This window comes from Thomasclavelia cocleata, assembly GCF_900102365.1.
GTDB classification, from domain to species: domain Bacteria; phylum Bacillota_I; class Bacilli_A; order Erysipelotrichales; family Coprobacillaceae; genus Thomasclavelia; species Thomasclavelia cocleata.
The window spans coordinates 25,503-39,986 of the sequence record NZ_FOIN01000009.1 but is presented as its reverse complement, the minus strand read 5'-3'; the positions used below and the strand labels follow the sequence as shown (position 1 = coordinate 39,986).

Sequence of the window (14,484 nt, the reverse complement as noted above, 5' to 3'; positions counted from 1 at the left end):
AATTACCCTTCAATGATCATTAATACTTGATCATATTCAACTAAATCTTCACTATTAGCCATAATTGATGTAACAGTTCCATCAATTGGTGCTTTAATCTCATTCATTACCTTCATCGCTTCAACAATACACAATACCTGTCCTGCTTTTACTTTACTTCCTACCTCTACATAAGGTTTAGCAGTTGGTGAACTAGCTGCATAATAAACACCTACGATTGGTGATTTAACAGGTGTCCCATTTATCTCAGGCTCTTGCTTAACTGGTTCATTTACAATTTCCGTATTTGTTACTTGAGTTGTAATAGGAGTACTTACTACATTTACAGGCGCTATTGGTGTTTTTTCTAATTCTAATTTTATATCATCTATCTCTACTTTCATTTTAAAAACTTCTGAGTTTTCAAATTCATTAATAAGTTGTTTTACTAAATCTATTTTCATGTCATTCTCCTTTGTTTTGAATATCAAAGTAAATTTTGTTAAAAAAATAAATGTTCATACTTTGAACATCAAAATATTTTTTTAGTAAAATTATTACCCAGCTATCCTGGGTAATAATTTTAAGCATTTGCTTTAATGTAATCTACGATATCTTGAACTGTTTTGATTTCAGTAGCTTTATCATCTGGTATTTCAATATCAAATTCTTCTTCAACTGCCATAATTAGTTCTACTGCATCTAATGAATCAGCATCTAAATCTTCTTTCAAATTAGCTTCTAAAGTTACTGCATCTTCATCACAACTTAAAGAATCAACAATTATTTCTTTTACTTTTTCAAATTCCACGTTTTCTTCCTCCTCGTGTATATTACGCGTACATTATAACAAAAACTAAATATTTGTAAATAGTTTGATGTTCAAAATTTTTATCGAATCTTAGCCGATAATTGAAAGCACTAGTAAAATCAAGGAATTTTTTTTATGTTTTAATCAACTTTTTTATGTTATATTCTTTTTTAGGAGGACTTATTAATGAAAATACCAGAAATTAAGACCAAAACAATTATCCAAAATAAAGTTGATAAAAAACATCTATGGTTCGGATTCGACTATAATATGAACCTCTACCAAGGCTGTCATCATGGTTGTATATATTGTGATAGTCGAAGTGAATGTTATCATATTGAAAACTTTGATCAAGTCAAAGTAAAAAAAGATGTCATACCACTGCTTTCAAAAGAACTTTGTGCTAAAAGAAGAAAAGGTATCATTGCAATTGGTGCAATGTCAGATCCCTATAATCATTATGAACAACAATTAAAAATAACCCATCAAGCTCTAAAAATAATTAACCAAACTAATTTTGGAGTAATGCTAACAACTAAAAGTCATACAATTATCAATGATCTCGAACTCCTAAAACAAATAAATGCCAAACAATCTGTACTAATTTGCATGACAATTACTTGTGGCAATGATCTACTTTCAAAAAAAGTTGAACCAAATGTTTCTCCTTCATCAAAACGTTTTAAAACCATCAAATTATTACGTCAACAAGGTATCTATACAGGAGTTTTAATGACACCAATTTTACCTTTTATAAATGATACTCCTGAAAACATCAAAGAAATCATCTACCAAGCCCATTTAGCCAATGCAAATTTTATTTATCCTATGTTTGGTGTAACTTTACGAGATCGTCAGCGTGAGTATTTTTACGCTCAGCTTGATAAACTATTCCCTGGTCTTAAAGAATACTACATAAAACAGTTCGGTAATAATTATTTATGCAATAGTCCTCGTCTTTATGAATTAAAAAAAGTATTTATTAAAGAATGTCAAAAATATAATTTAACTTATAAAATGGAAGATATTATAGCTGGTTATAAACATCCCTCTTTACTACCTGAACAATTAAGTTTATTTTGATAAAATATCAATCCCCAACATCATGATTTATAATATATACAACACTTTATTTTTTCACTCTTCAAGAGAAAACAAGAAAGAATTAAGTTAAAAATTACTCTTTTCTTTCAAATATTTATTAGCATGATTCATTATATTAATCATTTTTTTGTGAGTATCACCATTTTTATAATTTAACCGTTTTACTAACTTTGTAATATAATCTTGTTGATAAACATAATTACAGCTGTATTGATAATTTAAATCAAAAATTAAAGCCAGAAATGATACCCATCGATCTAAATCTGTTCTACGAGTAGTACTAAGAATCGACTTATTATTCATAAATGTTTGATATATTTGTTCACTAATAATATCATTTTCTAAAACACACTGATTTGAATCTAAAAATGCCTCAAATGTTTCAAGTAATCCTGTCTTAAAAATATCAATTTTATCAGCATCTCGAATTATTTTACAATGAAGTAACTCATATTCATTTAAATCTTTAGCAACTTCGTATTTATTATGATTAAAAATTGCTTTGTAGATTAATTGATAATCTTTTTGTTTTATATTAAATTTATCAATTAAGCCATCATCAAATAAAATTTGTACTCCTAATAATGCATGATCAACTGTTTTACTATCAATAAAACAATTATAACGCTTTAATTGTTCAAATCTCCCAATATCATGTAATAACCCAATTAATGTTGCTATTTCAATATCATCTTGAGTTAAATTTAGTGATATTGCAACATTTTTAGCAGCTTCCATAACTCGATAAGTATGTTCTATCTTCAAAACAATTTTTTGATTATTTTTATCAAAATCATTAACATATTCATCAAATACTCTTTTAGCATTTATTAAGTCAATCATCTAACCACCTCCAGCTTTCATTATATGCTCTTTATCAACAATTCTCTACTATTATTCTAAATAGCAATTTCCATTTTAATATAGTTATGCTATATTAATAACCAAGGATGTGATTAAATGAAATTAAGATTGACTACAACTAATGATTTAAATGCTGTTATGACAATTATCAATCAAGCTAAAAAATATTTTAAAGAACAAGGAATCAACCAATGGCAAGATGGCTATCCCAATGAAAATTCTATTCTTAATGATATTGATCATCAAGAAGCATACGTACTTGAAATTAATGGTGAAATAGTCGCAACTGCTATGATTTCTAAAGCACTTGAACCAAACTACAATTATATTGATGGAAAATGGCTTCAAAATGCCAACTATATTACTGTCCATCGTATAGCAATCAGAAATGATCAAAAAGGTAATGGATTAGCAAAAATAATTATGGATGAAGCAACCAAACTATATCCCAAACTGCCTAGTATTAGAATAGATACCCATGATGATAACTTATCAATGCAGCGTTTTTTAACTAAATATGGATTTACACATTGTGGTACTATCTATTTAGAAAATAAAGAAACTCGTCGTGCATATGAAAAAATCCTTTAACCTGCCAATGCAGGTTTTATTGTTCAATAAAATCAATTAATACTTGATTAAATCTTTTTAACTCATCATAAAATATCCCATGTCCACTGTATTCAAATTTACAAAGACATGAATTTTCAATGCATTCATGCATAATTAAAGCAAATGAAAATGGACAAATTTTATCTAATACACCATGCATTATTAAAGTTCTAACCTTGATATTAAATAAATCTTGATAAACATCCTCATCACGTAAAGAGACAGCCGTTCGAATTGTTCCAATTCCTGACCCTGTTAAACAAATCGAAGAAAACCAATTCATAAATTCATTTCCATGATTTAAAGCAAAAACATCCTGACCAAAATCATAAACTAATTTTGGACGATTTATATAACACTGCTCAATTAGATGATTTACTTCATCAATAGTTTTGCCATCTGGATTATGAACTGTACATGTAAATGATGGTGCTGCTGCTCCTATTAAAACTAGTTTATTAACTCTTTCATTATTATATTTACTCATGTACCGAACACAAATAGCACCACCCATTGAAAATCCTACCAAAGTTACATTATAAACATTTAAAATATTTAAAATACAGTGAAGATCAGTAGCTAATTGATCATAATCATAACCACTTCCAGTAACCTGAGATTTTCCCAACCCTCGAATATCATAACTAATAATTCGATACCGCCTATCATTTAAAACATTTTTTTGGTATTCATACATATCCTGGCAAATAGGCCACCCATGTACTAAAACTACTGTTTTTTGGCAATGTGGATTTATATCTTCTACTGCCAAATTTGTATTATCTGATGACTTTAGATAAAACATATAATTCCCCCTCACCATATTCTATGCAGTATAATAATAATTTATAATAAAAGATTAAATCTATATTTTTAATATAATAATCACCATTATTTTAGTAATTAAATGTATTATTTATATTATTAATATCTTTAATCATTAAAAGATGTAACATATATTATTTTTTTATTCATATTTACTTCTGATTTGCATATTTTCAAATGAGGTGAAATTATGGAATATAAAGTTAATAAACCCTACCCTAAAGTAGAGGTCGAAGCACCAAACGAAACATATGGATTAATGATTCTTGATAATGTTGGTGGTATGAATTCTGAAACATCTGCCATTTGTCAATATATTTATAATCATGCTATTGCAGGAGAAGATTTTAACGATCTAAAACAAACATTTTTAAATATTTCAATGGTTGAGATGCATCATTTAGATATCTTTATGGAATTATCATTAAAACTAGGAATGAATCCTCGTTGGTGGACTTGTTTAGATGACCAATGCTGTTATTGGTCTCCATCATATTTAAACTATCCTAATCAAGTTTCTGAAGTTCTTCAAAACGCAATAGACAATGAGTACCAAGCAATTAATAAGTATATGTATCAAGCTAGTATAATTAAAGATCTACATATTGTAGATATTTTAAAAAGAATTATTGAAGATGAAAAATTGCATATAAAAATCTTAAAACAATGGGAGACTAAATTAGTTAGATAAACTAACTAATTAGTCTCCCTTCTTTTAATAGCTGCAATAATTCTAGATTCTGAGCAGCACTACCTACATAATTAGTTACCCCATTTAAGTTTGCTAAACGCCGTCGATTTTCAAAACTAATATCTTCACCAATTTGTTTTAATGCATTAACAAAACTATCTCCTACATAATTTGGATTTGACAAATAATTAACTCTTCCCTCAATTACCTGATCATTAACCCATCCTTGATCTTCTCCAATAAGATATGGATTACGAGCATTTCTAACAATTCTAGTTATTCTTCCCACATTTCGATATGGACGTAGTGGATTAGTAGATTCACTAGTTAAAAAGACATAATTAAATCTAACCGTATCACCTATATTATATCGTTCTAATGGGGTAATTTTATCAAAATTATTTTTCCCAGCAGCTTTTATTATTGCAGGAAAATCCTCATAACAATAGTTCTCATCAACAATTGACGGTACACCTTCTACTCTACCTGTTGAAGAAAATTGCCACATATCATATGGTTTATCAAAATTTAGTTCTGAAGCATAATTAGCAACCCAACGTGTATATTGATCAAATATATCACTAGTAAGTTTTGTTCTCCACCAATACAATGAAGCATATATTCCTACAAAATAGCCGTTTGCTTCTAGTTCATCAGCAAAAGTTTTTGCAATATTAGCAATAACCTCATTTGATTGTTTTCCAGTAGTATTTTCATCTTCCAAATCATAATATATAGGATACGCCATTTTATAATTTTCAACTAATCGCATTACATGACGAGCTTCACCCTTTGCATCACTACTATTTTTTGCATATGAATATAAATATACTCCAAAAGGAATTCCTAATCTTGTACACTCATCAGCATTTCGTTTAAATAAATTATCATCCTGACCTGGAATATCCTGCCCATAACCACACCTAATAATAGCAAAATCTATATGATCTTTTGCTACCTCCCAATTAATTAATCCCTGATATTGTGAAACATCAATTCCATATGTCAATACATCTGTTCTTTGTGCCATTATTTTTCCTCCCAATTTTAATATATGAAGGTTAAAAAAAAATGTGTGACTTAAACAACATTTTCATCATTTTAATGATAAAATAGTAATATTGTGCTATAATCACAGTGGTATGGTCTTATTAAACGTACTATTAAAATCGAATATAAAAATTAATATTATATATTATAAATCGGAGGTAAATTAAATGAAAAAATTATTCATTTATGCCTTAGGCGTCTGTACAGTATTAACATTAACTATCTTTCCAGCACCTATAAAGGCTACAGATTTCGAGGGTCAAGAAGATAAATATATGAAGATATGTTCTTCATCCAGTTTATCTAATAGTAATTTAAACACTTGTAAAGAGTTTAATTCTTATTTAAAAAGAAAAAATAAAGCTCTAAAAAATCAAGTTAATGAAAGTAAAGCTCAAGCTTCTAACACTAAAGCTAATCTTGACAGTATCACTAATGAAATCACTTCTTTAAATGATGAAATTGCTCAAAAAGAAGCTGAAATCAATTACTTACAAACCTCTATCGCTAATTTAGAAACAAGTATTTCGAAAAAAGAAGAAGAACTTAAAGAACGAATGTACTCAATGCAATCTTACATGAATAACAACTCTTACATAGATTTTATTTTTGGTGCATCAGACTTTTCTGATATGTTCTCTCGAATTGAAAGTATCAATGAATTAACTTCTTATGATAAAGAATTAGTTTCCCAATTATCAGATGAAAAAAAGCAAGTAGAATCTCAAAAAGCTACTATAGTTTCTGCAAAAGCAAACATCGAGACTCAAAGAGCCTCTAAAAAATCATTACAAGAACAATTCCAGGCTTTGTATCTAAAACAAAATGCTGAAGCAATTGCCCAAGAAAAAGCTGCGCTACAAGCTAAAAACAGTAGTGAAAAAATTGATGATAACTTAGCTGCCTTTGCAGCTGCTGTAAAAGAATCTGAGCTTCCAAGTGGTAGTGTTGTTTCTGGTAATTCTGAAATTGGAAATGCTATTGCTAATAAAGCATTAAGTAAACGGGGCAGCGTTTATGTATATGGTGCTTGTCATAGTATGTCAGAAATCGCTAATCCAAATCAATCTACTTTTGACTGTTCTGGTTTAGTTAGCTGGGCTTTCTATCAAGCAGGTGTAAATATTGGTAGCAACAGTACTAAAACGCTAGCAAAAAAAGGTATTTCTGTATCACGCAGTAGTATGCAGGCAGGCGATATTATTCTATTTAGTAAAAACGGAAGTGCCAGTGGTATACATCATGTTGGTATTTATATTGGTGGTGGTAATATGGTACATGCTCCACAAACTGGTGATGTAGTTAAGATAGCATCATTGAGTAGTGGTTATTATCAAGCAAACTGGTATGATGTTCGAAGACTATATTAAGATAAGCAATTGCTTATCTTTTTATTTTGACAAGTTTTCTCTTTTATATCAAAAAACTTATAAAGACTATTTACTTATGTCGATTTTTATAGGATAATGACTGTGTATCGAGGTGATTAAATGAAAATAAAGAAATCTATATCAACAATATTAGTACTATCTATATTTACAACTACTTATTCTAATGCATTGCCAATAAAGGCTGTTGATTTTGAAGGCAATGAAAATAAATATATGAATTTATGCTCTTCTTCAAATATTTCTAATAGTAATAAGTCTACATGTGAACAATTTAATAAATATCTTAAAAAGAAAAATAATGATTTAACTGTGCAATTAGCAAAGCAAAAAGAAGCTGCAAATGATACTAAAGCAACACTTGAAAGTGTTCAAAAACAATTAGAATCTTTAAACAAACAAATTAGTGATCGTGAAGCAGAGATTAGTTATTTAACTACTACAATAGCTAACCTTCAAGCTAATATAGAAAAAAATACCCAAATATTAAAAGACCGTATGTATTCTATGCAGTCTTATACTAATGAAAATACAATCATTAATTTTATCTTTGGTGCATCAAACTTTTCTGATATGTTCGCACGTATTGAAGGGTTTAATGAACTAACTAAAAATGATAAAGAATTGATTGAAGAATTAAATAGTCAAAGAAAACAAGTACAAGAGCAACAAAAAACACTTGAAGATGCAAAAGCAATACTATTAAATCAACAAAATGAACAAAAAGCATTGCAAAGTAAATACACTGCTCTATTAGAAGAACAAAATAAAAATATTGCTTCTACTCAAAATGCTATTTATGACTATGGTGAAATGACAGATACTTTAAGTGCTGCAATTGAAGAATTTAATAAAAATGCATATGAAACTCCAACACCACCACCTCCTCCTCCTAAACCTAGTAAACCTGATAATGGAAGTAATTCCAATAACAATGGAAACAATGGTGGAAATAACAACAACAACAATGATGAAAACAATAACAATAATAATGGAGATATTCCAAATAACGGAGATTTAGGTGAAAGAATTTATGCTGCTGCTTATACTAAGCTAGGAGCTCGCTATTGGTGGGGAGCACAAGGTCCTACATACTTTGATTGTTCTGGATTTGTATATTGGAGCCTAAAACAAGCTGGAGTGAGCGGAGGACGAAACACTGCTGCTGGATATTCTAAAATGTGGTCAAGTGTAAGTTTCTCTAATTCAAAAACTGGTGATCTTGTATGTTTTGGTAATCCTGCTTATCATATAGGAATCGTAATTGTCAATTCAAATGGTTCTAGATCAATGATTCATGCTGGTGGTGGAGATAGTTCTACTCATGGCGATGATCCAAATGCATGTGTAAAAATATCATCTTTAGAACCTGGTTCTTATTACTACTCTAGAATATCTACAATAAGAAGAGTTAGCTAACACTGATTAAAATAATCAGTGTTTTTTTATTTATATATTCAAATGTAACAAACATAGTGCTATAATCATTCAAAGAATGGGGGTTATTATGAAATATATACATCAATTTTTAATTATTCTAACAATTTCCTTTATTGGAGAATTACTTGGTCTAATAATACCATTACCAATTCCTGCTAGTGTTTATGGATTAGGAATTATGTTAATTTGTTTATTTAGTGGTATTATAAAGCTACATCAAATTGAAGAAGTAGCGGACTGGCTGATTTTAATCATGCCAGTACTATTTGTTCCCTCTGCTGTTAGTTTAATCAATGTAAGCGAAGCTTTAATGAAAGATATTTTTGTCATTAGTATCATCACTTTAATTAGTACTATTGTTGTTATGATAGCTACAGGAAAAGTTGCTCAATCAATAATTGAAAGGAAGGAGCAAAATAAAAATGGATAAGATACTTGTAGAAACAATATATTTTGGACTTGTTATTAGTTTTTTATCATATTGGATAGCTGTGCAAATAAGAAAGAAATTACCTTTTCCTATTTTTAATCCACTTTTAATTAGTGCAATCATTTGTATTGTAATTTTAGTTGTATTTGATATTAACTTTGATACATATAATAAAGGTGCTCAATTTATTACCATGTTATTAACACCAGCAACTGTATGTCTAGCTGTACCTTTATACAAACAAGTAAGAATACTGCTTCAACATCTTACCGCAATTATTATCAGTCTATTAAGCGGCTGTATAGCTGGTCTAACTTCAATATTTATTATGTCTTTATTAATGAAAGTTGATCCTGTTATTTATCATTCATTATTACCTAAATCTATTACAACTGCAATAGCAATTGGAGTTTCTGATAAAATTGGTGGTAACTCTACTATCACTGTAGGGGTAGTGATTGTTACAGGTATCTTAGGAGCAATTATTGCTAAAAGTATTTGCAAAGCATTCAAAATCAGTCATCCTGTAGCAATTGGTTTAGCATTGGGAAATAGTGCCCATGCTATTGGGACAGCTAAAGCTCTTGAATTTGGGGAAATCGAAGGGGCTATGAGTAGCTTATCAATTGTTATCGCTGGTCTATTAACTGTTATTTTCGCTCCTTTAGTAGCGACATTACTTTAACTATAAAAATTTTATAAATCTATATATATTTTTTATAATATAATTATATGCTTAATAATAATCTTAAATAACATTAATATACTTAATCTTTAATCAAAAAAGTATGAAGTTAATTTCATACTTTTTATTTTATCTCATATTTTATTTACTTGTCTTTTTATTTTTTTACAATAGCACCACTACTATCAGCTTAGTTGCATATTTACTATTAAAATGTAAGTTTTATTTATTTCTAATTATCTTTTTTCTTAAAGAATAGTTAAATCAACTATCTTAAATAAAAAAGAGACTATAATATTAACTCTTCATTAATTAATATCAGCCTCTAATTATAATAATCTATCTTAATCAATTTAAATTTTTTCTTTTCTTATTTACAGTTAAAACAAATGAAGCTAACAACATTCCTGCTACTGGATATAATAAATTTGTTGTATCTCCAGTTTTTACACTTACTGTTGTATCTCCTGGTTTTACTGTTTCTACAGGTTTATTATCTACTATTGGATTGCTTGGACTTACTTCTAATCCTGATAATGCTTTTGTTAGAGCTGCTACTACAGTTTCTACTTCTTCTTTTGTTGCTTTTGAATTATTTAATACTTCTTTTGCTCTTGTCATTACATCATCTACCGCTTTTAATGACGCTGCAGAGTAGTTTTCTCTATTTAATCCGTTTGCTTGATTGATTAAACCTTGTAATAAATCTTTATTTGGTTTTAATCTTAAATTAATAAATGCTCTTACTAATTCACTATATACTTCATCTATTTCTTCCTGCATTGCATTTTCATTACCTAGTACTTCATTTGCTTTTTCTAATACTGGTAACATTGCACTCCATGTAGATGGTATATATTGTTCTTCTACTAAGCTATTAATTTGTTCTACTTGTTTTTGTAATAATTCTTTATTTCCTTTGAAGAAGTCTAACATATGCATTACACTAGCTAATCTATCAAATGCTTCATCTACTTCTTCTTGTGTTGCATTATCATTTGCATAAACTGTTTGAGCATTTTCTAATGCTGCACTGAATTCTTCTACTACTGCTGGTACTACATTTTCTAAACTTGCATTTTCTGCCATTTCTATAGCAATAGCTAATGCTGTTTTATTTGTTTCAACTTGGTTTCCTTCTGTTGAAATAATTAATTCATTTGTTTCTGTATTTCTAGAGAACGGTTTAAAGAAATTCCAAATTTGTTCTGCCCAGCCTTCATAATGATTATGATCATAGTCAGCTACAGTAACATATTTAAAAACAGTTACATCAGCATCATTTTTAAAATCTGAAATAGTTTCTTGTATACCATGTTTTGTAGTGATTGTTTTAGTTTCACTGGCTAGTGCCTCTATATCAAATCCAACAAATGGATATTTTACAAAATTTAAATTACTAGAATCAACCTGCTTATCAATACCATTAATTCTTAAAGCGGGATTAATAACACGACTGACAATTTCCGGATCCATAAATGATTCCCCAGTATACTGAATATCTCCAGCACCAGAAAAATCAGTAGGACGAGTCATAAATATATCTTTTTCCCCAAGTCCATAGAAAATCGGTAATTGAACATTTCCAGAATAAGTAATTTCAGGGAAAGCTGCCATTGGTGCAACAGCTGCAAATAATTCTGGATATTCATTAACCATTTTTTCAGCTTCAACACCACCCATTGAAAATCCAGTACAATAAATTCTAGATTTATCTACAGGATATTTAGCACATACCTCTTCAATTAAAGCTTTTTGTGCACCAGCACCAGCATTGTTTCCAGGTGCAATAACAATAAATCGTTCTTTTCCTGCTAATTTAACCCAGCCTTGGCTTTCTGCTTCAAATACTGGATGATCTCCAGAACCATGGAAAGTCACAACTAAAGGATATGTTTTAGTATTATCTTCTGTTAAAGCTTCCTCTGGAACCCATTCAAAATACCCCGATTGATCCATTACATAGTTAATTTCATTAAATATTAATTTTTCTTCTGAATATACAGCTCTATCCATCAAAGTAAATATTTCTTGAGATTGACGTCCCAATATAGCATCTATATACCAGATACATTCTTCAATAACATTTCTAGTAGTTTTTCTTAATAAGTTTACCCATGCATCTTTAATTAACTCTTTATTAAATCTTGTATCAGCCAATTCATTAATAATAACTTTTTTTACATCTAATGTAGAATTATAGAAACATTGGTTTTCACCTATCATTGTTTCCTCAGTTGCTTCATTAATTGATTTATAGAAATTAATAACATCATCATTTGCTCCCACCAAATATGCTGGTAAAGCCATTAAGTTTTCTGGATTATCAATTTCTCCACCAAATGTTGCAACACCAGCAATTCTATTTGCATTTTGAGATAAGACATTATGAATAAATGTTGCTCCATTTCCTTCTCCAATTGCATAAACTAAATTAGTATATGTAAAATATCCTAATTCTTCAATCGCACTACTTTTTGTGATTTTTGCAATAATATTCCAATATGCAGTTACATCCTCTTCACTCCAGCTGTCACCATTTTCAGGTGATAACAAAAATACTCCTCCTCTTGCTGTATCTGCAATTTCTTTTAGTCCCATATCAACTAATGCAACATACGCATCATCCTGGTTTTGATATCCATGATTGCTATACACAAAAATAACAGGTGTCATCATAGGGGCAGGATTATTGATGACAGGTGCAGTATACGAATATACATCTGCTTTTACTCCATCAATATTCACTTGCTGAAATATCCCTGAATCTTCAGTTACCTCTGCCTTCTTAGCAAATACAGATGGCGCTGTAACTGCAAAATAACTAGTGAGTATTGTTACAACAATTAAAAATGTAAAAATTAATTTCACTTTTTTCATAAAAATTAGTTCCTTTCTTATGCACCTAATATACATTTAAAATCAAAACTTTTTATCTCACAGTAAATCAAAGTATAGCTAACAAAACAATATATTAACCACTCTATACTAGACAACTACAACGAATTAAATCATTTATAATAAAATTTCTAAGATTATTTCAGATTTATGACGATTTCAGTTATTATCACATAAAAATGTTATAAACACCAATAATACCAAGATATGTTCATATAAATTCCCGATAATTATATAACAGCTTATAAAGATCCATTATCTTTACCAATTTAACCTTTTTAAATCAATTTATAGTTATTTCCACTAAAAACTTAAAAATATGCAGTATCTATTACTATCATGATTGTATTTTACTTGCCTAGTAATTTTCCTGTTAAAAAGTAGACTTCTTCTATTCAAAGTATAGCACTTACAAATAGTACTTTTCAATATAAAAAGAATTTATTATATTTTTAATATTAAAATTATTTATATGATGTTATTTTTCACAAATATTATTTCATATATTTTTTATACTTATATAAGAATACACAATTTAATATAAATAAACTAACGAAAAAGACTAGTCAACGACTAGTCTTTGCATTAAGTTTCAATTAATTATTTAGATAATTCAGCGAAATATTTGATTGTTCTAACCATGTTAGAAGTATATGAATTTTCGTTATCATACCAAGCAACTGTTTGAACTTCAGTAGTTCCGTTATCTAATGGTTTAACCATTGTTTGAGTTGCATCAAATAATGATCCATAAGTAATTCCGATAATATCAGAAGATACTAATTGTTCTTCAGTGTATCCAAATGAAGGAGTTGCTGCTGCTTTCATAGCTGCATTTACTTCATCAACTGTAACTTCACCTTCAACAACAGAAGTTAAAATTGTAGTTGATCCAGTTGGAACAGGTACACGTTGAGCTGAACCAATTAATTTTCCATTTAATTCAGGGATTACTAATCCGATAGCTTTAGCTGCACCAGTTGAGTTAGGTACAATATTTACTGCAGCTGCACGAGCTCTTCTTAAATCACCTTTTCTATGAGGTCCATCTAATACCATTTGGTCACCAGTATAAGCATGAACTGTTAACATGATACCAGATTTAATTGGAGCTAAATTATTTAAAGCATTAGCCATAGGTGCTAAACAGTTAGTTGTACAAGATGCTGCAGAGATAATAGTATCATCAGCAGTTAAGATGTTTTCATTTACACCAAATACAACTGTTGGTAAGTCATTTCCTGCAGGAGCAGAGATAACAACTTTTTTAGCCCCAGCATCAATATGTGCTTGAGATTTAGCCTTAGATACATAGAAACCAGTACATTCTAATACTACATCTACACCGATTTCTCCCCAAGGTAATTTAGAAGCGTCTGCTTCACTATAAATTTTAATTTCTTTTCCATCAACAGTGATAGAATCTTCACCAGCTACAACTTTATCAGCTAATGCATATCTACCTTGTGCTGAATCATATTTTAATAAATGCGCTAACATTTTTGGATCAGTTAAATCGTTGATTGCTACAACTTCATATCCTTCAGCACCAAACATTTGTCTGAATGCAAGACGTCCAATGCGTCCAAATCCATTAATTGCTACTTTTACTGCCATTCTTTTTATTCCTCCTTGAATGTTCTTTATGAACATATTATATTCCAGAAAGCTAAGAAAAGCAACTAATGTAATGGGTTTCATTAAAAA

General features: G+C 29.3%; 14 protein-coding genes. 7 read left to right on the top strand and 7 right to left on the bottom strand.

The window, feature by feature from the left end:
* Window positions 1-2 precede the first annotated feature (2 nt).
* Both accB and acpP read right to left on the bottom strand, forming a co-directional pair.
* Entirely contained in the window at window positions 3-443 is a 441-nt protein-coding gene (accB, locus tag BMW96_RS05505) for an acetyl-CoA carboxylase biotin carboxyl carrier protein (RefSeq protein WP_092353321.1), read from the bottom strand.
* A gap of 119 nt (window positions 444-562) precedes the next feature.
* Complete coding sequence (acpP, locus tag BMW96_RS05500; protein WP_092353319.1) at window positions 563-790, bottom strand: acyl carrier protein; 228 nt, start codon at window positions 788-790, stop codon at window positions 563-565.
* A gap of 186 nt (window positions 791-976) precedes the next feature.
* Between acpP and BMW96_RS05495 the strand changes: the two genes are divergently transcribed.
* On the top strand, window positions 977-1,873 hold the full coding sequence (locus BMW96_RS05495) for an SPL family radical SAM protein (RefSeq protein WP_092353317.1): 897 nt from the start codon (window positions 977-979) through the stop codon (window positions 1,871-1,873).
* Between the two features lie 87 nt (window positions 1,874-1,960).
* Here BMW96_RS05495 and BMW96_RS05490 read toward each other — a convergent pair whose 3' ends face one another.
* On the bottom strand, window positions 1,961-2,737 hold the full coding sequence (locus BMW96_RS05490) for an HD domain-containing protein (RefSeq protein WP_092353315.1): 777 nt from the start codon (window positions 2,735-2,737) through the stop codon (window positions 1,961-1,963).
* A gap of 117 nt (window positions 2,738-2,854) precedes the next feature.
* Here BMW96_RS05490 and BMW96_RS05485 point away from each other — a divergent pair, with 117 nt between their 5' ends.
* The gene (locus tag BMW96_RS05485) at window positions 2,855-3,349 is read left to right on the top strand and encodes a GNAT family N-acetyltransferase (protein WP_092353313.1); all 495 of its coding nucleotides are present in this window, start codon (window positions 2,855-2,857) and stop codon (window positions 3,347-3,349) included.
* 16 nt (window positions 3,350-3,365) lie between these two features.
* On the opposite strand, the gene BMW96_RS05480 is transcribed toward BMW96_RS05485, so the two are convergent.
* Window positions 3,366-4,175 (bottom strand): alpha/beta fold hydrolase, encoded by an 810-nt coding sequence (locus BMW96_RS05480; RefSeq protein WP_244881263.1) that lies wholly within the window; start codon window positions 4,173-4,175, stop codon window positions 3,366-3,368.
* Window positions 4,176-4,385: 210 nt separating this feature from the next.
* Here BMW96_RS05480 and BMW96_RS05475 point away from each other — a divergent pair, with 210 nt between their 5' ends.
* On the top strand, window positions 4,386-4,886 hold the full coding sequence (locus tag BMW96_RS05475) for a ferritin-like domain-containing protein (protein ID WP_092353309.1): 501 nt from the start codon (window positions 4,386-4,388) through the stop codon (window positions 4,884-4,886).
* Between the two features lies 1 nt (window position 4,887).
* Here BMW96_RS05475 and BMW96_RS05470 read toward each other — a convergent pair whose 3' ends face one another.
* A complete protein-coding gene (locus tag BMW96_RS05470) occupies window positions 4,888-5,916 on the bottom strand; it encodes a glycoside hydrolase family 25 protein (protein ID WP_092353306.1) in 1,029 nt (342 codons plus the stop codon).
* 187 nt (window positions 5,917-6,103) lie between these two features.
* On the opposite strand from BMW96_RS05470, the gene BMW96_RS05465 reads away from it, so the two are divergent.
* The 4 genes from BMW96_RS05465 (at window position 6,104) to BMW96_RS05450 (ending at window position 9,879) form a co-directional block, all read left to right on the top strand.
* The gene (locus BMW96_RS05465) at window positions 6,104-7,306 is read left to right on the top strand and encodes a C40 family peptidase (RefSeq protein ID WP_092353304.1); all 1,203 of its coding nucleotides are present in this window, start codon (window positions 6,104-6,106) and stop codon (window positions 7,304-7,306) included.
* A gap of 120 nt (window positions 7,307-7,426) precedes the next feature.
* A complete protein-coding gene (locus BMW96_RS05460; protein ID WP_092353302.1) occupies window positions 7,427-8,743 on the top strand; it encodes a C40 family peptidase in 1,317 nt (438 codons plus the stop codon).
* An 88-nt stretch (window positions 8,744-8,831) separates the two neighbouring features.
* Window positions 8,832-9,194 carry a CidA/LrgA family protein gene (locus BMW96_RS05455; RefSeq protein WP_092353300.1) on the top strand — a complete coding sequence of 121 codons (363 nt, stop codon included), beginning with the start codon at window positions 8,832-8,834 and terminating at the stop codon, window positions 9,192-9,194.
* A complete protein-coding gene (locus BMW96_RS05450; protein ID WP_092353298.1) occupies window positions 9,187-9,879 on the top strand; it encodes an LrgB family protein in 693 nt (230 codons plus the stop codon). Before BMW96_RS05455 ends, BMW96_RS05450 begins: the two co-directional genes overlap by 8 nt.
* A 348-nt stretch (window positions 9,880-10,227) precedes the next feature.
* On the opposite strand, the gene BMW96_RS13870 is transcribed toward BMW96_RS05450, so the two are convergent.
* On the bottom strand, window positions 10,228-12,759 hold the full coding sequence (locus tag BMW96_RS13870; RefSeq protein WP_162207533.1) for an LPXTG cell wall anchor domain-containing protein: 2,532 nt from the start codon (window positions 12,757-12,759) through the stop codon (window positions 10,228-10,230).
* Window positions 12,760-13,377: 618 nt separating this feature from the next.
* Window positions 13,378-14,394 (bottom strand): type I glyceraldehyde-3-phosphate dehydrogenase, encoded by a 1,017-nt coding sequence (gene gap, locus BMW96_RS05440; protein ID WP_092353296.1) that lies wholly within the window; start codon window positions 14,392-14,394, stop codon window positions 13,378-13,380.
* Between the last annotated feature and the right edge of the window lie 90 nt (window positions 14,395-14,484).

Excerpts from the sequence above, each read along its gene's own strand:
- accB (WP_092353321.1), bottom strand. The coding sequence starts at position 443 with ATGAAAATAGATTTAGTAAAACAACTTATTAATGAATTTGAAAACTCA.
- BMW96_RS05475 (WP_092353309.1), top strand. The coding sequence starts at position 4,386 with ATGGAATATAAAGTTAATAAACCCTACCCTAAAGTAGAGGTCGAAGCA.
- gap (WP_092353296.1), bottom strand. The coding sequence starts at position 14,394 with ATGGCAGTAAAAGTAGCAATTAATGGATTTGGACGCATTGGACGTCTT.
- BMW96_RS05480 (WP_244881263.1), bottom strand. The coding sequence starts at position 4,175 with ATGTTTTATCTAAAGTCATCAGATAATACAAATTTGGCAGTAGAAGAT.
- BMW96_RS13870 (WP_162207533.1), bottom strand. The coding sequence starts at position 12,759 with ATGAAAAAAGTGAAATTAATTTTTACATTTTTAATTGTTGTAACAATA.
- BMW96_RS05485 (WP_092353313.1), top strand. The coding sequence starts at position 2,855 with ATGAAATTAAGATTGACTACAACTAATGATTTAAATGCTGTTATGACA.
- BMW96_RS05495 (WP_092353317.1), top strand. The coding sequence starts at position 977 with ATGAAAATACCAGAAATTAAGACCAAAACAATTATCCAAAATAAAGTT.
- BMW96_RS05455 (WP_092353300.1), top strand. The coding sequence starts at position 8,832 with ATGAAATATATACATCAATTTTTAATTATTCTAACAATTTCCTTTATT.
- BMW96_RS05490 (WP_092353315.1), bottom strand. The coding sequence starts at position 2,737 with ATGATTGACTTAATAAATGCTAAAAGAGTATTTGATGAATATGTTAAT.
- BMW96_RS05460 (WP_092353302.1), top strand. The coding sequence starts at position 7,427 with ATGAAAATAAAGAAATCTATATCAACAATATTAGTACTATCTATATTT.
- BMW96_RS05465 (WP_092353304.1), top strand. The coding sequence starts at position 6,104 with ATGAAAAAATTATTCATTTATGCCTTAGGCGTCTGTACAGTATTAACA.
- BMW96_RS05470 (WP_092353306.1), bottom strand. The coding sequence starts at position 5,916 with ATGGCACAAAGAACAGATGTATTGACATATGGAATTGATGTTTCACAA.
- BMW96_RS05450 (WP_092353298.1), top strand. The coding sequence starts at position 9,187 with ATGGATAAGATACTTGTAGAAACAATATATTTTGGACTTGTTATTAGT.